Raw genomic sequence first — 20,786 nt, 5'->3', positions numbered from 1 at the left:
ATGGCGGCCAGGGATCACGCGGCCCCCGCGCTCACGATGCTGGGCGTGGTCCTGACCGACCGCGGCTCGCGCTATGCGGTGACCGGCGCGCCGACCGCCTCGCGCGAGGACGTCGATGCGGTGCTGGCAGCGCTCAAGACCGACCGCTCCTATGCCAAGGCGACCCACAACACCTGGGCGGCGGTGCTGCCCGCGGGCGGGCTCAAGGCCGATGACGGCGAGTCCGGGGCGGGCATGGTGATCCTGCGGATGATGGAGCGTGAGGGCCTCAAGGATCACGTCATCATCGTAACCCGCTGGTACGGCGGCAAGAAGCTGGGCGGCGACCGCTTCCGCCGGGTGCAGGATGCGGTGCGGGCCTATCTCGACCACCTTGGCGCGAAATCCGCATAAATCCCAACCCGTTTGACCTGAGTCAAATTCGCGCCGGCCGCCCGCCGCTAAGCTGCACCCGGAATAAATGATTCCGGGAGAGCGCGATGACCACCCAAGCCGACCTCAAAAAGCACGCCGAGCTGTTCGACCGGATGGCTTCGACCGTTGGTCTGGATCTGGAGGAAGAGGCGGTGGCCGGCACCCTGCGGTTCGACGAGATCGCTGAGGCGGTGCTGCGCTGCACCCGCTGCGGCGGTGTTGGCGCCTGCCGCAAATGGCTGGCTGACGGCCTGCGCCCCGGGGCAGAGGCCCCGGATTTCTGCCGCAACCGCGACCTGCTCGGCTACCTGAACGAGCAGCAGGCCTGACGCGCCCCGGCGCCGGCCCGGAATCCAACAGGAGTTCACGACATGCAGCCATTGGGGGACCCCCTCTACCATCTGCGGCTGATGGCCCGGATGGGCGAAACCGTCGGCGCCGATCTGACCGGCGCCTTTGCCGCAGGCGAGATCAGCCACGAGGACTGGGCCGCCATGATCACCCGCTGCCGCGGCTGTGAAGCCCCGGAGCAGTGCGAGGCCTTCCTGGCCGCCCATGAACGCGCGGATGCGCCGATGCCGGGCTGCCGCAACGCGGACGTGCTGGTTCAATTGAAGGACCGCGCCTGATGAAGGACATGGCAGCGGAGGCCGAGGGCCTCGGCAATATCTTCCGCCACCTGTGGCTCTTGCGCGCTGTGGCAGAGGCCGCGGGCGTCGACCTGGACCAGGAGATGCGCAGCGGACGGCTCAACGGGCTGGACTATGCCCGGATGGTGACCGCCTGCCGCGGCGCGGGCTGCAGCAAGACCTGCGCGCTGTGGATCTCGTCGCGCCGCGGTGACGGACCCGCGGTGCCGGACTTCTGCCCCAGTGCAGACCTGTTCAAGCGGCTGATGGCCTGATCCCGCGGCACACCCGCCCCGCAGGTCCGCCTTGCGGGGCTTTCTTTTGCAGTCCGGCCCGCTCCTGGCCGCTCAAAGCTTCGAATGCGTGCCGTCGCACAGCGGCTTCTTCCCCGAATGCTTGCAGCCGCAGAAGAACACTTTGCCGTCCTTTTCCGCCTTGTATTTCACCGGCTCGAATTCGGTGTCCTTGTGCGAGCCATCGCAGAACGGCTGCTTGCCTGACTTGCCGCAGGCGCACCAGAAATAGGTCTTTCCCTCTTTTACCTCGACGGGGAAGGGGGCTTTCTGGGCGATATCCGGCTCCGGAGGGGTGTCATTCGGCATGGCTGGGCGCTCTCCCTGGCTTGTTGCATTCTTTGGCCGGGGCGGCCCTTAACAGCCGCCCCAGCACACTTACTTTAGCTTGATCACGAAGTGCTTCAGCACTTTTTCCTTGATCTCCCAGGTGCCGGCAAAGCCTTTTTCGACAACAAAGGCATCGCCCGGGCCCACTTCGTTCGGTTCTTCGCCCTCTGCGGTGATGATGATCCGGCCTTCGATCATGTGAACGAATTCCCAGGCGTCATAGGTGGCGTGATAGGTGCCCGGCGTGGCCTCCCACCAGCCGCTGATGATGCCGCCATCCTCGGATGTGTATTCGATCCAGGTCTTCATCGAGGGGCTGCCCTCGGCTTTGGTCCAGCCCTCAAGGTCATCCAGCACCGGATCGGCAGAGCGGTCAGGCAGTTTGGTAAATGCAGGTTTGGTCACGGTTGTCTCCACTGTTGAGGTTTATTGGTTGTGTTTTGGAATTTCCTGTCAGGAAATAAACATAACCAAAAGTGGAGATTCGGGAACGGGTTTTCGAAGCGGCCAAGCTGATAAGCAAAAGGCGGCCCGGGTTTGGGGCCGCCTTTGGAGCAGTTCGCGAATGTCAGGGCAGCCGCCTACTGCGGCAAGCGCCCCCACAGGTCATATTCCCCGGCCTCGTCCACTTCGACCGTCACCAGATCACCGGTTTGCAAACCCTCAGTTCCCTCATCAATGAACAGGTTGCCGTCGATCTCCGGCGCGTCGGCCTTGGTGCGGCAGGTGGCGATGCCGTCTTCGTCGATGTCATCGACGATAACCTGCATCGTCTGGCCGACCTTGGCCGCCAGCTTGGCCTCGGAGATCGCCTGGGCCTTCTCCATGAAGCGCTCCCAGCGCTCCTGCTTGACCTCTTCCGGCACATGGTCCGGCAGGTCGTTGGAACGGGCGCCGTCGACGTTTTCGTATTTAAAACAACCCACTCGGTCCAGTTGCGCCTCGTCCATCCAATCGAGGAGATGCTGGAATTCCGCCTCGGTCTCGCCGGGGAAGCCGACGATGAAGGTGGAGCGCAGGGTGATGTCCGGGCAGGTCTCGCGCCAGGCGCGGATCTCGTCCAGCGTCTTGGCGGCCGCCGCCGGGCGCGCCATGCGGCGCAGCACATCCGGGTGGGCGTGCTGGAAGGGGATGTCCAGATAGGGCAAGAGCGCGTTGTCCGGGTCCGCCATCAGCGGGATCAGCTCGCGTACATGCGGGTAGGGGTAGACATAATGCAGCCGCACCCACAGGTCCTGCGGACGGCCAAGCCGCCCGAGTTCCCTTGAGAGGTCTTGAATGTGGCTGCGCACCTCCTCGCCCTTCCAGGGGTGGGCGGAATACTTGCGGTCCAGTCCGTAGGCGGAGGTGTCCTGCGAAATCACCAGCAGTTCGCGCACCCCGGCCTCGACCAGCTTCTCCGCCTCGCGCAGCACCGCGTGGACGGGGCGGGAGGCCAGCTTGCCGCGCATGTCCGGGATAATGCAGAACTTGCACTTGTGGTTGCAACCTTCTGAAATCTTCAGATAGCTGAAGTGCCGCGGGGTAAGCTTGACACCCGCCGCGGGCAGCAGGTCCACGTAGGGGTTCGGGGAGGGCGGCACCGCGGAATGCACCGCGTCCAGCACCTGCTCATACTGATGCGGGCCGGTGACGGCATGGATGCGCGGGTGATGCTCGCGGATGTAGTCCGGCTCGGCGCCCAGGCAGCCGGTGACGATCACCTTGCCGTTTTCCTTCAGCGCCTCGCCGATCGCTTCCAGGCTCTCCGCCTTGGCGCTGTCGAGGAAGCCGCAGGTGTTGACGATCACCGCGTCGGCACCGGCGTAGTCGGGCGAGATGCCGTAGCCCTCGGCACGCAGCCGGGTCAGGATGCGCTCGCTGTCGACCAGCGCCTTGGGGCAGCCGAGCGACACCATGCCGAGGGTCGGTTGGCCGTCACGGGGCGCCTCGCGGAACTGCGGTTCCGGAGCGAGGTCGGGGCGGAGGCTGGGCGGGTTGCTGGACGGGGTACTGGTCATGCGCGCGCGTATATCAGGAATGCGGCAGGAGGCAAGGAAAACGGAGGGTGCCAGACGTGCACCCCCTGTACACCCCCTGTGCACCCCCCTGTGCACCAGAGGCTGCATTTTCCCCTTGCCCGGACGATAGGCCGGGCAGCCCCCGACCTCCCCCACGGGAGGGGGCTTCACCCCCACCCGAGGCCGGGGGCTGCCCTCCGTTAGGTGTTGAAGCCAGAGCGCCAAAGCCCGTAGCCTGCCGCAAAGCGTGTTTGCATGACGAGAGCGATTGATGCGTGACGAGACAGACGTGCCGGAGGCCCCGGCCACCCCGCAGCCCAAGCTGACCCCCGCCAACGAGAACCCCTGGTATGTGCTGATGACGCTTTATGGGGATGATCACGAGCGCAATCGCAAAGCGTGGAATGCTTGGATTGGGCAAGCGCTGAGCGATAGCCAACGGTTGTTAGTTTCAGAAATTGATCCGGAAATTGTTATTGAGCTGGCAGCCTGGCCCAACCTGAGGGAGCAAATCACTCAGCTATACAGAACTCGCCTGGGAGGTGGCACCCTGGAAAAGGAGCTGAAGCTGCCGAACCCTGAGCATCTGATTCACCTCTCCCGGCTGAAGGTCGATCAACCTCTAACAATTGACCGAATGGTTTTTGGCAACGGCCTCGTTATCGCAAATTGTAGGTTTCGTGAAGTGTATGCGGAAGGTGCTGTATTCTTGACGAGCGTTTCCGTCCGCAACTCCACTTTCCAGAGTTCTTTCTTCGCAATCAGTTCAGTTTGGAAAAGTGGGGTAAGCTTCTCGGGCGTGCAATTTGATGATGTTGTTTTCACAAGGTCACGTTTTGAAGGTGAGTTTAATTTCCATGGGGTTACCTGCGAAGGAAGCGCAACGTTCGATGATTGTGCTTTTGGAGGTTACACCGGATACTCTGATGTAACCTTTGAACAACCAGCATCTTGGACCAGTGCAGAATTCACCGATCACGCCAGTTTTACCACCTGCTATTTCAAGGAAAGTTCCAAACACAGAATTGGCCCAACCTTTTCACTTGCTCGCTTTGAGAAGCCTGCAAGTTTCCGTCATTCGAAATTCAGGTGCGGTCACCCAGTTTTTGATGGCACCGTGCTACATGACCGCACGACATTTGCCGCTAACCCGGATCACTGGCCTGAAGTCCATGAAAAGCGCAGAAGCAGTACAGACTCAGAACGGCTAGAAACAGCCCGTGAAACCTGCGCCACGATCCGCCATCTCCTCGCCAAACAAGGCCTCCCCGAGGACGAACACTTCTTCTTCCGCCGCGAGATGCATTTTGCCGGCAGGATTGGCCCAATCCGGCAGCGGCTGCCTTATCTGCTGTTTGGCTGGTTCTCGGAGTACGGCTATTCCATCGCACGCCCGTTCTGGTGGCTGTTCGCGATTTGGCTACTTGGCACCTTCGTCATAGCGCAGCACTTTGTGGCTGAAACCGCCAAGCCTCTGCTTGGCTCCGATGACTGGACAGCCATGGCGCTGAGCTTCTCCAACTTGTTTCCGGTCTTCGGTTTCGGGCGGGTCTATTTCGGTGCCGAGTTCTTGCAGGCCTTGCCGCAGCATCTGAAGGTTTTGTCCGGCTTCCAGACTGTCGCCAGCCTGCCGCTGTTGTTTTTCCTCGGCTTGGGCCTGCGGCAGCGGTTCCGGCTGCGGTAACCTCCCGCCTCGAACGCGCGAAGCTGTGATGCGGGAGGGGGCTTCCTGCATTGCGCCCCTCTCCCCAAAGGGTAAGCTGGGGAAAAGACCCTCGGGGAACAGGGGGACAAGACATGAGGAGTGGGCCGATGAAGCTGATAATCCGGGTCGTGATGGCGCTGGTGCTGACGGTTGCAGTGCTGGCAGGGCTGGTGCTGCTGCTTCCGGGCGAGAAGATCGCGCGGCTGGCCGCGGATCAGCTGGAGGCGCAGACCGGGCGGCAGCTGGGGCTTGGCGGCAAGGTGAGCTTTACCTTCTGGCCGGTGCTGGGGGTCAAGGCGGATGCGGTGACGCTGTCCAATGCGGACTGGGCCGGGCCGGAGCCGATGCTGCGGGCGGAGCGGGTCACCATCGGCGTTGCGGCGGCGGATCTGCTGCAGGGCAATGTGCGGGTCACCGAAGTCTCCGCGATCCTGCCGCATCTGAACCTGGCCACCAATGAGGATGGCGTTGGCAACTGGGTCTTTGGCAGCGGTGGGGCGGCAGCGGGCGGCACCGGGTCCGGCGCGGGCGGCGGGCAGCCGCTGCGGATCGAGGCGGTGGAGCTGACCGGGGCGACCCTGCGCTATGCGGCGCATGGGGAAGAGCCGGTTGTGATGAAGAATGCCGATCTCAGCCTGCTGTGGCCCGAGCCTGACGGCACCGTGAACGCCAAGGTGACGCTGCGTCCGGCCGGCGAGCCGGTGGAGATCGATGCGGAGATCGGCACCTTTGCGGCGTTTTTGGCGGGCGAGGTCTCCTCGGTCGGTGCCACGGTGACGGCGCCTGGCGGCAAGGGGCGGTTCGACGGCCATGCCGATATCAATGGCGAGGCCAGCGGGCGGCTGACATTCGGCGCCGAGGATGCCTTGCAGACCGGCGTGGCGCTGGGGGTGTTCCTGCCCGACGCGTTTGCGCAGAAGGCGGTGTTTGGTGCCGATGTGACCTATACCGCCGACGGGCGGCTCTCGATGCGCGACCTGGCGGTGGAGCTGGGCCGGAACAGGCTGAGCGGCGCGGCGGATGTGGAATTCGGCAAGCGGCCGCAGATCACCGCCCGGCTGCAGGGCGGGGCGCTGGACTTTGGCGATGTCCGCGGCGCGGGCGGGCCGAACAGCCGCGGCGCGGCGGCGGACGGCTGGCCGAAGCAACGGATCGACGCCTCGGCGCTGGGGCTGGCCGATGCCACGGTGGATCTGTCCTTCGACAGTCTGGATACCGGCAGTGTCAAGCTGGGGCCGAGCCAGGTGAACCTGACGGTCAAGCGCAAGCGGGCGGTGGTGAAATTCCTTCCGGCGTCGATGTTCGGCGGCCAGGTGCAGGGGCAGTTGGTGGTCAACAACCGCGACGGCCTGTCGGTGGGCGGGAACCTCACCTTTGCCGGCATCCGGCTGGAGCGGGCCTTGGGCGAAGTTGCAGGCTACGGCCGCCTCAACGGCGAGGCGCTGGGGGAGCTGGAGTTCCTCGGGTCCGGCAATTCGGTGGACGCGATCATGCGGTCGCTGAGCGGCAAGGGCTGGCTGGAAGCGGGCAAGGGGTTCTTTACCGGCTTCGACCTGGAGCAGCTGATGCGCTCGGGCGGCAATGGCGGCAGCACCGTGTTCGACCAGCTGACCGCCAGCTACACGATCGAGGGCGGCAACCTGCGCAACGAGGACCTGCTGGTGCTGCTCAAGGGCTTCCGTGCCGATGGCAAGGGGCGGATCGGGCTGGGCGCGCGGGATCTGGACTACCTGTTCACGCCGCAGATCGTGCGGGCGGGCAGCGACCAGGTGCTGACCATTCCAGTGCGGATCACCGGCCCCTGGAGCAATCCTCACATCCGTCCGGACCTGAGCCAGGCGCTGCAGACCCGGATCGGCGATGTCGAGCAGGAGGCCAAGGACCGGGTACGCCAGAAGATCAGCGAGGAGCTGAACCTCGAAACGGAAATCGCTCCGGAACAGGACATCAACGATGTCCTGAAGCAGCGGATCGAGCAGGAAGCGCGGGACCAGCTGCTGAAACTGCTCGGCGGCAACTGAGCGCCCAAGCCGGAAGCCGGGTCAAGGAGGGCCGCAGGCCCCCGGGCAACGCCCGGCGTGTCCTTGACGCGGCTGCAGGTGCCTTACACTCGAAGTGGCGCATCTAAGGGCAGACCTGACCTTAGATCGCTTCTCAGCAAAGAAAAGCGCCCGCCAAAGGCGGGCGCGGATCGCCTGCGTCAGCAGGCGAAATCCCTCTTGGCCAAGGTCAGATGGTCTGGTCGTAGTCGCCCACCAGCGGCTCGGTGCGGATCACCGCGTCGATGTCGGCAAAGATCGCCCGCATCTCGGCTTCGCTGTCGGAGCTTTCGCAGACCACCACCAGGTTCGGGGTGTTGGACGAGGCCCGCACCAGCCCCCAGGAGCCGTTGTCCAGGATCACCCGGGCGCCGTTCACGGTGACGACTTCCTTGATGGCGCGGCCGGCAAAGCTTTCGCCCGCCTCATGCTTGGCAACCAGCTTCTGCACCAGCCGCTCCAGCACGGCGTATTTCTCGGTGTCGGCGCAATAGGGCGACATAGTCGGGGTGGACCAGGTCTTGGGCAGCGCCTTCCTGAGATCGGACATCGACATGCCCGGGTTGCGGTCCAGCATTTTGCAGACCTCAACCGCCACCCGCATGCCGCAGTCGTAGCCGCGGCCCACGGGCTCGGCCAGGAAGTAGTGGCCGGATTTCTCAAACCCCGCCAGCGCGCCGATTTCCTTCACGCGCCGCTTCATGTGGCTGTGGCCGGTCTTCCAGTAATCCGCGGTGACGCCGTTCTTCTGCAGCTCGGGATCGGAGGCAAACAGGCCGGTGGATTTCACATCCGCCACAAAGGTCGAATTCGGATAGAGCTTGGACAGGTCGCGGGCCATGATCACGCCGACCTTGTCGGCAAAGATCTCCTCGCCCTCGTCGTCGACCACGCCGCAGCGGTCGCCGTCGCCGTCAAAGCCAAGCGCCAGGTCAGCGCCGGAGGCCTTCACGCTGGCAGACATGTCATGCAGCATTTCCATCGCTTCGGGGTTGGGGTTGTAGTTCGGGAAGGTGTAGTCGAGCCGGTTGTGGCTCTCGACCACCTCGACGCCGATGCGCTTGAACAGCTCCGGCGCAAAGGCGGACGCCGTGCCGTTGCCGGTGGCGCAGACCACCTTGAGCGGGCGGGACATTCTGAAATCGCCGACCAGGTCGTCGATATAGGCTTCCTTGACGCCGTCGACGAACTCGTAGGAGCCGCCGGGGGCGGGCTGGCCTTCGCCGTTCAGCACGATGTCGCGCAGCTCTGCCATCTCGTCCGGGCCGTGGGTCAGCGGGCGGTCAAAGCCCATCTTGACGCCGGTCCAGCCGTTGGGGTTGTGCGACGCGGTGACCATGGCAACGGCGGGCACATCCAGATGGAACTGGGCGAAATAGGCCATCGGCGACAGCGCCGGACCGATGTCCTTCACTTGGATGCCGGCCTGCATCAGGCCGAGGATCAGCGCGTTTTTGATCGCCAGCGAATAGTCGCGGTAGTCGTTGCCGACGGCGATCACCGGCTCGATGCCGCGCTTGCGCATCTGGGTGCCGAGGCCGAGGCCGAGGGCGGTCATGCCGGGGAGGTTGATCTCCTCGGGGTATTTCCAGCGCGCGTCATATTCGCGAAAGCCGGTCGGCTTGATCATCGCATCGCGCAGAAAGCTCCAGGTGTTCGGGGTCACCTCGGACAGCGGTTTGGTCATGTCTGAAATCTCTTTTGAAGGTCAAATACGGATCGGGTCGGCCTTGGCCAGCGCATCAAAGCGCATCAGGCTTTCGATCAGCTGCGGCATCTGGTCAAGGTAGATCATGTTCGGCCCGTCGGAGGGGGCGTTGTCCGGGTCCTGATGGGTCTCGATGAAGACGGACGCGATACCAAGGGACACTGCCGCGCGCGCCATCAGCGGGGCAAACTCGCGCTGGCCGCCGGTGGAGCCGCCCTTGCCGCCGGGCTGCTGGACGGAATGGGTGGCGTCCATCACCACCGGATAGCCGCCCTGGGCCATCTGCGGCAGCGAGCGCATGTCGGCCACCAGCGTGTTGTAACCGAAGGAGGTGCCGCGCTCGGTCAGCAGGATGTTCTGGTTGCCGGTGCTTTCCACCTTGGCGACCACGTTGGCCATGTCCCAGGGCGCCAGGAACTGGCCCTTCTTGATGTTCACCGCCTTGCCGGTGTTGCCTGCGGCCAGCAGCATGTCGGTCTGGCGGCACAGGAAGGCCGGGATCTGCAGGATGTCCACGGCCTCCGCCGCCACCGCGCATTGCGCCTCGGTGTGCACATCGGTCAGCACCGGCACGCCGAATTCGGTGCGGATGGTGTCGAGCACCTTGAGCCCCTCGTCGATGCCGAGGCCGCGCTTGCCCGAGAGCGAAGTGCGGTTGGCCTTGTCGTAGGAGGCCTTGAACACGAACTGGGCGCCCGCCTTTTCGCAGGCTTCCTTGAGGGTGCCGGCAATCATCCGGGCGTGGTCTGCAGTTTCCAGCTGACAGGGGCCGGCAATGATGGTCAGCGGACGATCATTGCCGATGGTGAGGCCGGCGATATCGATGTTTTTCATGGGTACCCGATGGCTTTACGATGACACCTGCTCCCGCAGGATGGACGCGGTGAGCGAACACATCAGGTAGATACCGGAAAAGATCAGGAATGCCAAAACGGTATTCTCGAACTTGCGCGGATAGGAGGGCTCGTCGCTGGGCACCGGCTCCACCGCGGTGGTCAGGTAGCGGACCTGGCGGTTGGCCTCCATGCGGGTGGTTTCCACTTGCTGCAAGGCCGATTGCAGCATCAGGTCGCGGGTGGCGAGGTCGGCCTGGGCCATCTGGATCTGGATGCGCAGGTTGGCGAGCGAATTTTCGCCGGCCGAGGCGTCAACCATCCGGTTGTTGAGGCTGGCGATCACCGCCTCCAGCCGCCGGATGTCGGCCTCGGCGCCGGAGACCTTGGCCCGGTTGGGGCGGGCGTTGTCCTGCAGGGCGGCCAGCTCCAGCCGTTTTTCCTCCAGCTGGATTTCAAAGGTGCTGATCTGCGAGCGCAGCGAGGCAACCACGCCTTCGGGGTCCAGCACCGCCCCCTGCTGCTGCAGCACCACCAGCCGCTGCTGGGCCGCGCGGCGCTGGGCCTCGGCGTCGGCGAGGGCCGTCTCCGCTTCGGACATCTGGTCGGCGCGTTTCTGCTGCGACAGGTTGTTCACCTTCTCCTGGGCATAGGAAATCAGCTTGCGCGAAAACTCTGCCGCGGCTTCCGGGTCGGCGGCGGACACTTCCATCCGCACCACGCCTTCGGTCGGGTCATAGCCGATCTTCACGTTGCGGCTGTAGGTGTCGTAGGCCTGTTCGTTGGTGGGGTTGCTCTCCAGCCGCTGAATCGGGTCCAGCCATTCTTGGGTGAAATGCGCCTTGAAGCCTGCTTCGCGGTCCAGCCGCAGCATCGCCTCCTTGGACATCAGGTAGCTTTGCACCGCGATCGAATCCTGGCTGGTGGCGAACTGGGTGCCGGACAGCAGCCCGCCGACGCCGCCGGCCGCGCTGTCGGCCTTGAGCACCAGGAATTCGGATTTCGACGAATACATCGGCGTGGCCACCGAATAGAAGTAGTAGCCCGCGGCCAGGGTCGGCAGCAGCACGAAGAACGCCAGCCGCGCCGCCAGCAGCGACAGCTTGCGGCGGCGGCGGCGGGCGATGTCACGCTGGATTTCCTGGATTTCGCGGTTACGCCGTTCCGCCGGGCTGAGCTCGGTCGAGGGCAGGGTGGTCTTGGCGGCGGGCACCGTCTGCGGCAGCTGGACTGAGCCCGGCGCCGGCGGGGTGCCTGCGGGCTGCGACTTGTTCTGGGGCACCACCAGTTCCAGCATGTTGGCGCGCTTGAACGGGTCGATGCCGCGCTCGCGCAGCATCCGCACCGCCTCGAAATCCGAGGTGGCGGCCAGGTTGTGCTTCTGCGCCATGCGCCGGGCCAGGCGCAGCTGGCGGCCGGTCAGCCCCTCGCGGCGGATCGCGTCGATGTCGGTTTCCAGCCTGGTCTCGTTTGCGGAGCTGACCATGCCGGAGAGCGGCGCCGCGCCGGCGCCCTCTGCTGCAGCGGGGTTTGCCGCGGCATGGGCGGCAGCTGCGGCAGCGGCCTGCGGGTCCGGCTGGGCGTGCGGATGGGGCTGCCCGGCAGCGGCGGCCGCGTCCTGGGGCGCCGGCTGGGCGCCGGCTTCGCCGGCTCCGGCCACAGCAGGGCTGCGGCGGATGCGGAACTTCTTAGCTCTCGGTTTCGTAGTCATAGAGCTGTTTCGCTTCTTCCAAAGTGTCAAACATATGCAGCTGCCCCTGCAGCAAGACGGCCGCCGAACGGGCAAATTTCTCCAGCGTCTTGGCCTGGTGCGAGACGATGATGATGGTGGTGGTTTGCAGCCGCTCCTGCAGGATCTCGCCGGCCTTGCGGTTGAACTCCACATCGGTGGTGCTCGGCATGCCTTCGTCGATCAGGTAGATGTCGAAATCCAGCGCCAGCATCAGCGAAAAGCTGAACCGCGCCCGCATCCCCGCGGAATAGGTGCCGATCGGCTGATCGAAATACTCCCGCAGGCCGCACAGCCAGCGGCAATAAGCCTCCACGTAGTCCGGGTCCAGCCCGTAGAGCTTGGCAATGTAGCGGCAGTTTTCCATCGCCGACAGGCGGCTGATCACCCCGCCCATGAAGCCCAGCGGAAAGGAAATCTTGCAGTTGCGCCGGATCTCGCCCTCATCCGGTTTTTCCAGCCCGGCCATCATGTTGATCAGCGTGGTCTTGCCGGTGCCGTTCGGGGCCAGCACGCCCAGCGATTTGCCCGGCTCGATGCGGAACGACACGCGGTCAAGGATCACCTTGCGCTGGGTTCCGGTCCAGAAGGACTTGCTGACGTTTTCAAACTCAAGCATCGCTTGTTCCGGTACTGCCCGTGCGGCCCTGCGGGGGGCTCAGTCTGCCTCGTGTTGCGCAGGCATTCTGGCGTGCCCGCGTCTCTTTCTTATCAAAAGAGTGTTAATGGCCTACGCGGCGAATTTGGCCTTATTATGTCGAATTGTGTCATAGATGTTCAACGAAGTTTTAACGAATTGGGCCTGCAGCCGGCCTTCCGGGCAGGTTTTTCACGGGCGCAGCGGACAAGCGGGGCGGCGGATGACTGTTTCCGGCAATGAGACAATCAGTGGCAGCGGGCAGCTTAAGGCGCAGATTCGCAACTGCCGGATCTGTGCCGGACGCTTTGCCGCCACCGCCACGGCGCATGCGCCGCGGCCGGTGGTCTGGTTCCGCCCCTCCGCCCGGATCCTGATCGCGGGCCAGGCGCCGGGGGCGCGGGTGCATGAAAGCGGCAGGCCGTTTACCGACCCCTCCGGCGACCGGCTGCGGGCCTGGCTGGGGCTCACGGAGGCGGAGTTTTATGACAAGGACCGGGTGGCGGTGGTGCCGATGGGGTTCTGCTTTCCCGGTTACAACGCCAGGAAAGCCGACCTGCCGCCGCCCGCCATCTGCGGCAAAACCTGGCATCACCTGGTGATGGCGCAGCTGAAGGATGTCCGGCTCAAGGTGCTGGTCGGAGCCCATGCGCAGCGCTATCACCTGGGGGTGAAGGGGCCGGTGACGGAGCTGGTGCGCGGCTGGCGGGATCATGCGCCGCAGGTCTTCCCCTTGCCGCATCCGTCCTGGCGTAATACCGCATGGCTGAAGAAAAACCCCTGGTTCGAGGCCGAGCTGCTGCCGGTGCTGCAGGCCCGGGTGAAGGAGCTGATGCGATGACAGAACAAACCCCGCTGGATCTGGCCCATGCCGCGATGGAGGCAGCGCCCGCCGAGGATGCCGCCCGTCTGCGGTTCTATGAGCGGCTGGCCGATGCTGAGCTGTTCCTGTTGCTGGCCGAGGAAGCGGAGGGCGAGCAGATCTCGCCGGAGCTGTTCGAGACGCCGGACGGGGCCTTTGTGCTGGTGTTCGACCGCGAGGAGCGGCTGGCGCAGTTTGCCGGCAAACCTGTTCCTTACGCGGCGCTGTCGGGCCGGGTGATTGCGCAGATGCTGGCCGGGCAGGGCATTGGCCTGGGGCTGAACCTGGAGGTGGCGCCCTCTGCCATCCTGATCCCGGCAGAGGCGGTCAGCTGGCTGCACCGGACGCTGGGCCACGCGCCGGATGAGGTGGAGGCCGCGGTGGAGATGTTCACGGCGCCCAAGGGTCTGCCGGAGGCGCTGCTGACGGCGCTGGATGCCAAGCTGGCCACCGCGGGCGGGCTGGCGGCGGCGGCCTATCTCGCCGGGGTGCGTTATGCCGGCGGCGGGCAGGGGCATCTCCTGGGCTTTGTCGGCGCCAAGGAGGCGGCGCAGCCGTCGCTGGCCAAGGCGGCCAGCGAGGCGCTGACCTTTTCCGGCATCGAGGCCGGCGCGATGGATGTTGCCTTCTTCGATGCGGACGATCCGGCGGCGGCCAAGCTCGCCCGCGCCGGATTGCGCTTTGACCTGCCGGAGCCGGTAGCACCGCAGGAATACAAGCCCATGAAACCGGGCAGCGACCCGGCCGCGCCGCCGCGCCTGAAGTAGCCCGTCCTCGCCGTCAGACGTTTTTGCCTTATCTGCTGCTGCAAGGGCATGGCCAGGCGCCATGCCCGGCTATCCAGCAGAGAGGGAGAGAACGATGTCCATCAAACAGACCGCACATGATTTCTGCGAGGCCTGTGACGCGGGTAAGGGATGGGACGTGTGCCAGGAATGGTGCACGCCGGACGCCACCTTTGCGGTCCAGGCGGACGCGCTGGCGGAGATCAAGACGATTGCGGATTATACCGAATGGACCAAGGGGTTGCTGACCCCGATGCCGGACGCCCGTGCCGAGTTCAAATCCCTGGCGCTGGATGAGGACAACAACCGCGCGATCCTGTTTGCGGTGTTCCATGGCACCCACACAGTTGATGCCGGCAACGGCGCGCCGACGGGCAAGAAGATCGCCACGGATTACGTCTATGTACTGGACTTCGACGGGGGCAAGATCCGCCACATGACCAAGGTCTGGAACGACGTGCATGCCCTGACGCAATTGGGCTGGATGTAGGGCCAACGAAAAAACGCCCGCAGCGTGGCGGGCGCTTGGAATTCCCTAAACCGGAGCCTTGCAGGCGGGCGGTTATTCTGCCGCTTCCAGCTTGTCCTGGGTGCGGGTGTCGAAATCGCTAGCGTCGTGGCGTTCATGCAATTGGAACGCCGGGTCGCCGGAGGTGCGGTTCACCATGCGGCCGCGCTGCACTGCCGGGCGGGCGTCGATGGCCTTGGCCCAGCGGACCACGTTCTTGTAGCTGCCGGCATCCAGGAACTCGGCGGCATCGCCATAGTTGCGGCCCAGAACCAGCTGGCCGTACCAGGGCCAGATGGCGATGTCGGCAATGGTGTATTCGCTGCCTGCGACGAACTTGTGCTCCGCCAGCTGCCGGTCCAGAACGTCCAGCTGGCGCTTGGTTTCCATCGTGAAACGGTCGATCGGATACTGCCATTTCTCCGGCGCATAGGCATAGAAGTGGCCAAAGCCGCCGCCCAGGTAGGGGGCGCTGCCCATCTGCCAGAACAGCCAGTTCAGGGTCTCGGTGCGCGCCGCGCCCTCCTTGGGCAGGAAGGCCCCGAACTTCTCTGCCAGATGCAGCAGGATCGAGCCGCTTTCGAACACCCGCACCGGCTCCGCGCCGCTGCGGTCCAGCAGCGCCGGGATCTTGGAGTTCGGGTTCACGTCGACAAAGCCGGAACCGAACTGGTCGCCGTCGCCGATCCTGATGAGCCAGGCGTCATACTCGGCACCCGCATGGCCCGCCGCCAGCAGCTCCTCGAACATCACGGTGATCTTCACCCCGTTCGGCGTCGCCAGCGAGTAGAGCTGGAAGGGATGCTTGCCCGCGGGCAGCTCCTTGTCGTGGGTCGCGCCGGCGATGGGGCGGTTGATCGAGGCGAACTCGCCGCCGTTGGCCTGTTCCCATTTCCAGACTTTCGGCGGGGTATAGGGGGTGTCGCTCATCTGTCGGGCCTTGCTCTGATTGTTTCCTGTTCACGGCCACGCGCAGAGGCTGCGGCGGCCGGCTTTGGCAGAGATAAGGGGAAAATCGGAAATTCCAATGACTGGAAGGTATGCGCTGCGGAAATTTTTCAAAATACTCACGGGGGCTCGTCTGCGCACACAGAGACGTGAGCCCCCCTTCGCATTTTCTGCAGGCCCTTTAGTGTCTGACCCGACACCGGACCACATGCCGGAGCCCAAGTTGAAGCGATCACCGAGGAAAGGGATGATTTCATGAAGCGTTTTGCATTTGCTGCTACGGCAGCGCTGACCTTTGCCCTGCCGGCCTATGCGGGGGAGCAGTATGTCGACGGCACCGGCTATGCCGTGTCGGGCTATGACGTGGTGGCCTACCGCAGCCTGGACATGAACCCGGTGGGCACGCCGCAGACCGCGCCGGTGCGGGGGCATGCGGATTTCACTGCGGACTACAATGGCGCCAAATGGGCCTTTTCGAGCGCAGAAAACCGCGACACCTTCCTGGAAAACCCGGCCTATTACGCACCGCAGTATGACGGCCACTGCGCCTATGGCGTGTCCAAGGGCGGCAAGGTGCCGGCCAACCCGAACCTGTGGCGCATCGTCGATGACAAGCTGTATCTGAACATCACCGACGTGGTGGTCGGCTTCTGGGAAGAGGACATCCCCGGCAACATCAATCTGGCCGAAGGCAACTGGCCCGGGATCGAGCCCAAGGCAGCCTCTGACAGCGTGATCCCGAAATTCACCTCCGAAGGCCCGGTCACCAACTGACCGGCCTAAGCCTTGAAACCCCGTTCCCGGCCGCAGTTGCGGCTTGGGGCGGAGTTCTACAGAAGAAGCCGGGTGAAGCAGTCCGGCTAGTTGCTGACCATCAGCGGCTTGCCGGCCTCGCCGACCTGGAAGACGATGAACTTGGCCCGCTCGGAGGAGCTGGTGTTGGAACCGACCATGCTGACACCGGGGCGTTCATAAAAGGCTTCACCGGGGCCGAATTCAAGAGGCTCCTGGCCGTCGACATCAATCTTCACAGTCCCTTCCAGCACATAGACAAACACATGCCCGGGATGATGGTGGTGGTCGGTCACCCAGTCCGGCGCCACGTCAAAGGCAACGATATTTGCTTCCATGCCGGGCATGCCCTCCAACTCGGTCTTCAGAACCGGTTCGGATACGGTGTCCGCTGATGCCGGGGCAAGAGACAGGGCGATCGCTGCGCCAAGGGCGGCGCAGGCCGCAGATGCAGTGCGTTTCATGATGGCCTCCTCGCTGAGTCAGGCCCGCCGCCGCCAGGGCGGTGGCGGACACCGCTATCATACACGTTTTTGCCTGTTTCCGGGAGGCGGAGCGGCCGGCAGCGCTGCGGAAAAGAAAAAGGCGCCCTTGCGGACGCCTTTGGCTTTTCCCGTGGCCGGGCTGCGCTCAGCGGCGGCGGTCGCGGCGCGAGGACATCGGCTGGAACGCCACGCCCACATGCGCCTCGCAATAGGGTTTGCCCTGCTGGGCGGGCAGGCCGCAGAACCAGAAGTCCTCGGTTGCCGGGTCGCCCACCGGCCATTTGCAGGTGCGCTCGGTCAGCTCCATCAGGCCCAGCTTCTTGGCCTTCTTCTCGACCTCGTTGACCTTGGCCAGCGCCTCGGGGCTGATCTCATTGGCCGAGGGCTGCGGCGGCAGCGGCTGGCCGGCCGGGATGATCTGGCGGCGCGCAGGCGTCGCCGGCTTGGCGTCCGCTGCGGGCTGGGCCGCGGCCGGGCGGGCCGGTTCGGTCTTGGGCTGCGGCTTGGGCTTGGGCGCCGCGGCCGGTTTCGGCGCTGCTGCTGCGGGCGCTGCTGCGGGCTTTTCCTTGGGCTCGGCAGCCTTGGCGCCGCCGCTGTTGCGGTTGGACAGGCCGAGCCGGTGCACCTTGCCGATCACGGCGTTGCGGGTCACGCCGCCCAGTTCCTTGGCGATCTGGCTGGCCGACTGGCCTTCGCCCCACATTTTCTTGAGCAGTTCGACGCGCTCGTCTGTCCAGGACATCTGTTGCCTTTCCAAGCTAATAGCGGCCCCAGGGGTTCTGCGGCCGCCATCATATTCCGTGTGATCGCCCTATTCTAATCACTGCGGGCGGAGTTACAAGGCATCTTGCGCCCCAAGCGGCAGCGGTTATGCAGGCAAAGCAGCAAAAAACCGGAGGCATTATGGCAGATCAGGGATATCAGGTCGAACTGGGCGCGCGCAGGTTCGGGCAGGTGAACTGGCTGGGGCTCAAGGCGCTGGCCTGGCGCGAGGTGAAGCGGTTTCTGGTGGTCTGGACCCAGACCCTGCTGGCGCCCTTGGTGACCGCGGCGCTGTTCCTGATGATCTTCAACATCGCCATCGGCCCCAAGCGCGGCGACGTGATGGGGGTGCCGTTCCTGACCTTCCTGGCGCCGGGCATTATGATGATGACGGTGATCCAGAACGCCTTTGCAAACACCTCATCCTCCATCGTAATTGCCAAGGTGCAGGGCAATATCGTCGACACGCTGATGCCGCCCCTGTCGGGGCTGGAGATCCTGCTGGGCTACCTGGCAGGCGCGGTGGCGCGCGGCACGCTGGTGGCGCTGGGCATCGGCCTGGGGCTCATGGCGGTGCTGCAGATCGTGCCCGCGCATCCGCTGGTGGCGCTGGTGTTCATCGTGCTGGGCGCGGCCTTCCTGGGGGGCTTGGGCATCGTGGCCGGGGTCTTTGCCGACAAGTTCGACCAGATGGCGGCGATCACCAATTTCATCGTCACGCCGCTCGCCTTTCTGTCGGGCACTTTCTATTCGGTCGAGGCGCTGCCGCCGGTGCTGCGCGCGATCTCGCATTTGAACCCGGTGTTCTACCTGATCGACGGGGTGCGATTCGGGGTGATCGGCACCTCCGACAGCCCGCCGGTGCTGGGGCTGGCGGTGTGCAGCGGCGCAACCTTCGCCGTCTGCCTGCTGGCCTGGGTGATGCTGCGCACCGGCTACCGGCTGAAACCCTGACGCCGCTACTCCGCGGGCAGCGGGTCCTCCGCGGGCGGGGCAGCCTTTTTGCGCCCCAGCCGCGGATGCAGCTTGCCGGCCAGAAGGGCGGCATAGGCGGTGGCGGCGGCCCCGGCTGCAAAGATCCCGGCCAGCGGCGACACCATCAGCACCAGCCAGGCGGCCCCCGGGGTCAGAATGCCGGAGATGTCCCGGTAGCTGGAATAGACCGCTGACATCTCGGTGCGCTCGGACGGTTTGACCGCCATCAGGAAGGGCAGCCCGCCGCAGATGTCGAGCAGGATCAGCGCTGCCGAACCAGCCATCAGAAGCCCCACGGAAACCGCGGGCCAGCCCTGCAGCGCCGCCGCCGTGCCGAAACAGATGGTGACGGCCAGGAACCCCGTGCGGACCGCAAAGCGGATCGAATGCCGCAGCACCCAGCGCTGCAGCAGCGGCGCGGCAAACAGGCAGCCATTGGTCACTGACAAAAGGATGCCGCCCAGCTCCTGCCCCAGCCCCTTCTCGATGGCAAAGATCGGCAGGTAGACCACGTAGATCCACCAGCCGGAGGAGCGGATCACCGCAAACAGCCAGCCGGTGATCAGCCGTGGCTGCTCCAGGAACCGCGGCAGGTATTTCAGCGGGTTGGAGGCCGGGCCGCGGGCGCGGGCGATCTGCTTGCCGTTGCCCATCCGCATCCACCAGAAGGCCGCCAGCATCAGCAGGGCGGCAGCGGCGGAGATCAGGAAGGGGGCGGGCGCCCAGACCTCCAGCAGCAGCACGCCGGCCATCGGCCCGGCGGTCCAGCCAAGCGCCGAATAGAACATCCGCGAGGTCTCGCATTTGCCCAGTTCCACCCTGGAGATATAGTCGAGCACATAGGCGTTGAAGCAGATAAAGGTGGTGACCGCCGCCACCGTGTTGAGCGCCAGTGCGATCAGGACCGAAACGGGGCTGCCTTCAATGGCAAAACCCGCCGACAGCACGAACATCAGCGCGCCCAGGCTGTAGGCCCAGCGGCGCGGCACCAGCCGGACCAGCGCGGGCACCATCAGACCGGCCAGGAGCGACAGGATGCCCACCGCGAAATAGGAGGCAGAGACCAGCCCGGCATCCCCCAGCGCCCGGTACATGATCAGCGGAAACACCGAGATCAATGTGCCGCGCACCACCGCCTCAAGCCCCGCCAGGATCCCGAAGTCCCTGACCGAGGGCACCGGCGCGTGGCGCAGCCATTCGGGGATTCGCCTTTCGTGCATTGCGTTCTCCTGTCCTGCTGACGGGCAGGGTGGCGCGCCGGGCAGGTGGAAAATGCCGGTTTTCGACCTCGGCGTCGCCGCCGGGCCATTGATCTGGAATAACTTTTCGTGAGGCAGCGTGCGGTGCGCGGGTTACTTCCCGGCCGCTGCCGCGCGGCCTGCAGGCGGGCGCAGCCGCCCTTCGCGCCAGGCCAGAACCGCCGCTCCGGCCAGGATGATCACGGCGCCGAGGACGGACACCGCATCCGGCACCGCGCCGAAGCCAAGGAAGTCGTAGAGCGCCGCAAAGACCAGCGTGGCATAGCTGAAGGGCGCCACATAGGAGGCATCGGCCCGCGCCATGCCGTTGATGAAACAGGCCTGCGCACAGGCCATCAAGAGGCCAAGCGCCGCCAGCGCCCCCCATTGCGCCGGGCTCGGCATCTGCCAGACCGGCAGCACCGCGCAGCTGGCAATCGCCAGCCCCAGCAGGTTGTTGAACCACAGCACCTGCAAGGGCGCCTCGCGGCCCGCCAGTTTCTTGATGAAGATCAGCTCCAGCCCCATCACCGCCGCCGCCCCCAGCGCCAGCAGCGCCGCGGGCTGGAAGCTGGCGGGCGTGGGCCTGAGCAGGATCATCGCGCCCATCATCGCAATCAGCGCAGCGCCCCAGCGCCAGGGGCCGACCCGCTCTCCCAAGAACGGGATCGCCAGCAGCATGCCGAAGACCGGGTTCAGGAAGGTGATCGCGGTGGCGTCGGCCAGCGGGATATAGGCAACGGAGGCAAACATCAGCGTGACGCCCGCCCAGCCGAAGGAGGTGCGGCCGATGTGATAGCCCCAATGCGGCCGGATGAATTTCGGGCGCAGGATCAGCACGGCCGTTGAAATCGCCATGAAGGCGAACAGAAACCGGCCATGGCTGATCTGCATCGGGTGCAGCGGCGTGCCCAGCAGATCCGTTCCCAGCGCCTTGGCCATCAGCGTGGTGCCGGCAATGAAGGTCGTCGCCGCCAGGATCAGGGCGGCGGCCAGGGGCGGGTTCTGCGGGGTGTCGCGGCTCATCGCCAAGCGGTGCGGCAAGCCGCCGCGGGATGCAAGGGGAAATGGTCCGGTGCCTGCCTTACGCTGAAAGCGCAGAAAAGCCGCTACC

General features: G+C 65.0%; 23 protein-coding genes. 11 read left to right on the top strand and 12 right to left on the bottom strand.

Annotation, left to right across the window (positions count from 1 at the left end; translation table 11 throughout):
* From ACFMBG_RS07775 to ACFMBG_RS07760, 4 genes are all read left to right on the top strand, one after another.
* Positions 1 to 393 (top strand): YigZ family protein, encoded by a 393-nt coding sequence (locus ACFMBG_RS07775; RefSeq protein WP_421054138.1) that lies wholly within the window; start codon positions 1 to 3, stop codon positions 391 to 393.
* Positions 394 to 479: 86 nt separating this feature from the next.
* A complete protein-coding gene (locus ACFMBG_RS07770; RefSeq protein WP_421054137.1) occupies positions 480 to 743 on the top strand; it encodes a DUF6455 family protein in 264 nt (87 codons plus the stop codon).
* A gap of 42 nt (positions 744 to 785) precedes the next feature.
* Positions 786 to 1,043, top strand: a complete 258-nt coding sequence (locus ACFMBG_RS07765; protein ID WP_421054136.1) for a DUF6455 family protein — start codon at positions 786 to 788, stop codon at positions 1,041 to 1,043.
* The gene (locus ACFMBG_RS07760; protein WP_421054135.1) at positions 1,043 to 1,318 is read left to right on the top strand and encodes a DUF6455 family protein; all 276 of its coding nucleotides are present in this window, start codon (positions 1,043 to 1,045) and stop codon (positions 1,316 to 1,318) included. The genes ACFMBG_RS07765 and ACFMBG_RS07760 overlap by 1 nt, the downstream gene beginning before the upstream one ends.
* Positions 1,319 to 1,390: 72 nt before the next feature.
* On the opposite strand, the gene ACFMBG_RS07755 is transcribed toward ACFMBG_RS07760, so the two are convergent.
* The 3 genes from ACFMBG_RS07755 to rimO all read right to left on the bottom strand — a co-directional run bounded on the left by ACFMBG_RS07755 (position 1,391) and on the right by rimO (position 3,666).
* Positions 1,391 to 1,645 carry a CDGSH iron-sulfur domain-containing protein gene (locus tag ACFMBG_RS07755; protein ID WP_421054134.1) on the bottom strand — a complete coding sequence of 85 codons (255 nt, stop codon included), beginning with the start codon at positions 1,643 to 1,645 and terminating at the stop codon, positions 1,391 to 1,393.
* 69 nt (positions 1,646 to 1,714) lie between these two features.
* Entirely contained in the window at positions 1,715 to 2,071 is a 357-nt protein-coding gene (locus ACFMBG_RS07750) for a cupin domain-containing protein (protein ID WP_421054133.1), read from the bottom strand.
* Between the two features lie 176 nt (positions 2,072 to 2,247).
* Complete coding sequence (rimO, locus tag ACFMBG_RS07745) at positions 2,248 to 3,666, bottom strand: 30S ribosomal protein S12 methylthiotransferase RimO (RefSeq protein WP_421054132.1); 1,419 nt, start codon at positions 3,664 to 3,666, stop codon at positions 2,248 to 2,250.
* Between the two features lie 271 nt (positions 3,667 to 3,937).
* On the opposite strand from rimO, the gene ACFMBG_RS07740 reads away from it, so the two are divergent.
* Together ACFMBG_RS07740 and ACFMBG_RS07735 are read left to right on the top strand one after the other, a co-directional pair.
* Positions 3,938 to 5,350, top strand: coding sequence for a pentapeptide repeat-containing protein (locus ACFMBG_RS07740; protein ID WP_421054131.1), 1,413 nt, complete (start codon positions 3,938 to 3,940; stop codon positions 5,348 to 5,350).
* Between the two features lie 128 nt (positions 5,351 to 5,478).
* Positions 5,479 to 7,392: an AsmA family protein gene (locus tag ACFMBG_RS07735; protein ID WP_421054130.1), complete on the top strand. Its 1,914-nt coding sequence runs from the start codon at positions 5,479 to 5,481 to the stop codon at positions 7,390 to 7,392.
* 208 nt (positions 7,393 to 7,600) lie between these two features.
* Here ACFMBG_RS07735 and ACFMBG_RS07730 read toward each other — a convergent pair whose 3' ends face one another.
* From ACFMBG_RS07730 to ACFMBG_RS07715, 4 genes are read right to left on the bottom strand one after another with little or no spacing between them, the layout of a single operon-like run.
* A complete protein-coding gene (locus ACFMBG_RS07730) occupies positions 7,601 to 9,097 on the bottom strand; it encodes a phosphomannomutase/phosphoglucomutase (protein WP_421054129.1) in 1,497 nt (498 codons plus the stop codon).
* 21 nt (positions 9,098 to 9,118) lie between these two features.
* The gene (kdsA, locus tag ACFMBG_RS07725) at positions 9,119 to 9,952 is read right to left on the bottom strand and encodes a 3-deoxy-8-phosphooctulonate synthase (protein WP_421054128.1); all 834 of its coding nucleotides are present in this window, start codon (positions 9,950 to 9,952) and stop codon (positions 9,119 to 9,121) included.
* Between the two features lie 15 nt (positions 9,953 to 9,967).
* The gene (locus ACFMBG_RS07720) at positions 9,968 to 11,662 is read right to left on the bottom strand and encodes a KpsE/RkpR family capsule polysaccharide export protein (protein ID WP_421054127.1); all 1,695 of its coding nucleotides are present in this window, start codon (positions 11,660 to 11,662) and stop codon (positions 9,968 to 9,970) included.
* Positions 11,640 to 12,299, bottom strand: a complete 660-nt coding sequence (locus ACFMBG_RS07715; RefSeq protein ID WP_421054126.1) for an ABC transporter ATP-binding protein — start codon at positions 12,297 to 12,299, stop codon at positions 11,640 to 11,642. Before ACFMBG_RS07715 ends, ACFMBG_RS07720 begins: the two co-directional genes overlap by 23 nt.
* A 241-nt stretch (positions 12,300 to 12,540) precedes the next feature.
* Between ACFMBG_RS07715 and ACFMBG_RS07710 the strand changes: the two genes are divergently transcribed.
* From ACFMBG_RS07710 to ACFMBG_RS07700, 3 genes are all read left to right on the top strand, one after another.
* Positions 12,541 to 13,158 (top strand): uracil-DNA glycosylase family protein, encoded by a 618-nt coding sequence (locus ACFMBG_RS07710; RefSeq protein ID WP_421054125.1) that lies wholly within the window; start codon positions 12,541 to 12,543, stop codon positions 13,156 to 13,158.
* On the top strand, positions 13,155 to 13,946 hold the full coding sequence (locus tag ACFMBG_RS07705) for an SseB family protein (protein WP_421054124.1): 792 nt from the start codon (positions 13,155 to 13,157) through the stop codon (positions 13,944 to 13,946). The genes ACFMBG_RS07710 and ACFMBG_RS07705 overlap by 4 nt, the downstream gene beginning before the upstream one ends.
* Positions 13,947 to 14,040: 94 nt before the next feature.
* Entirely contained in the window at positions 14,041 to 14,454 is a 414-nt protein-coding gene (locus ACFMBG_RS07700) for an ester cyclase (RefSeq protein WP_421054123.1), read from the top strand.
* A gap of 72 nt (positions 14,455 to 14,526) precedes the next feature.
* Here the strand turns inward: ACFMBG_RS07700 and yghU are convergent, their stop codons facing one another.
* Entirely contained in the window at positions 14,527 to 15,402 is an 876-nt protein-coding gene (gene yghU / locus ACFMBG_RS07695) for a glutathione-dependent disulfide-bond oxidoreductase (RefSeq protein WP_421054122.1), read from the bottom strand.
* Positions 15,403 to 15,675: 273 nt separating this feature from the next.
* Here yghU and ACFMBG_RS07690 point away from each other — a divergent pair, with 273 nt between their 5' ends.
* Positions 15,676 to 16,194: a YHS domain-containing (seleno)protein gene (locus tag ACFMBG_RS07690; protein ID WP_421054121.1), complete on the top strand. Its 519-nt coding sequence runs from the start codon at positions 15,676 to 15,678 to the stop codon at positions 16,192 to 16,194.
* Between the two features lie 86 nt (positions 16,195 to 16,280).
* Here the strand turns inward: ACFMBG_RS07690 and ACFMBG_RS07685 are convergent, their stop codons facing one another.
* Both ACFMBG_RS07685 and ACFMBG_RS07680 read right to left on the bottom strand, forming a co-directional pair.
* Positions 16,281 to 16,676 (bottom strand): cupin domain-containing protein, encoded by a 396-nt coding sequence (locus ACFMBG_RS07685; protein ID WP_421054120.1) that lies wholly within the window; start codon positions 16,674 to 16,676, stop codon positions 16,281 to 16,283.
* 166 nt (positions 16,677 to 16,842) lie between these two features.
* Positions 16,843 to 17,439 carry a GcrA family cell cycle regulator gene (locus ACFMBG_RS07680; RefSeq protein WP_027234793.1) on the bottom strand — a complete coding sequence of 199 codons (597 nt, stop codon included), beginning with the start codon at positions 17,437 to 17,439 and terminating at the stop codon, positions 16,843 to 16,845.
* A 161-nt stretch (positions 17,440 to 17,600) separates the two neighbouring features.
* Between ACFMBG_RS07680 and ACFMBG_RS07675 the strand changes: the two genes are divergently transcribed.
* Positions 17,601 to 18,413: an ABC transporter permease gene (locus ACFMBG_RS07675; protein WP_421054119.1), complete on the top strand. Its 813-nt coding sequence runs from the start codon at positions 17,601 to 17,603 to the stop codon at positions 18,411 to 18,413.
* Positions 18,414 to 18,418: 5 nt separating this feature from the next.
* Here the strand turns inward: ACFMBG_RS07675 and ACFMBG_RS07670 are convergent, their stop codons facing one another.
* Positions 18,419 to 19,654, bottom strand: coding sequence for an MFS transporter (locus tag ACFMBG_RS07670; RefSeq protein WP_421054118.1), 1,236 nt, complete (start codon positions 19,652 to 19,654; stop codon positions 18,419 to 18,421).
* A 132-nt stretch (positions 19,655 to 19,786) separates the two neighbouring features.
* Positions 19,787 to 20,698: a DMT family transporter gene (locus ACFMBG_RS07665; RefSeq protein WP_421054117.1), complete on the bottom strand. Its 912-nt coding sequence runs from the start codon at positions 20,696 to 20,698 to the stop codon at positions 19,787 to 19,789.
* Between the last annotated feature and the right edge of the window lie 88 nt (positions 20,699 to 20,786).

This window comes from Leisingera coralii (genome assembly GCF_049056525.1).
Taxonomy (GTDB): domain Bacteria; phylum Pseudomonadota; class Alphaproteobacteria; order Rhodobacterales; family Rhodobacteraceae; genus Leisingera; species Leisingera coralii.
Note: the sequence above shows the minus strand (reverse complement) of the source record. Positions and strands in the feature narration are given on the sequence as shown.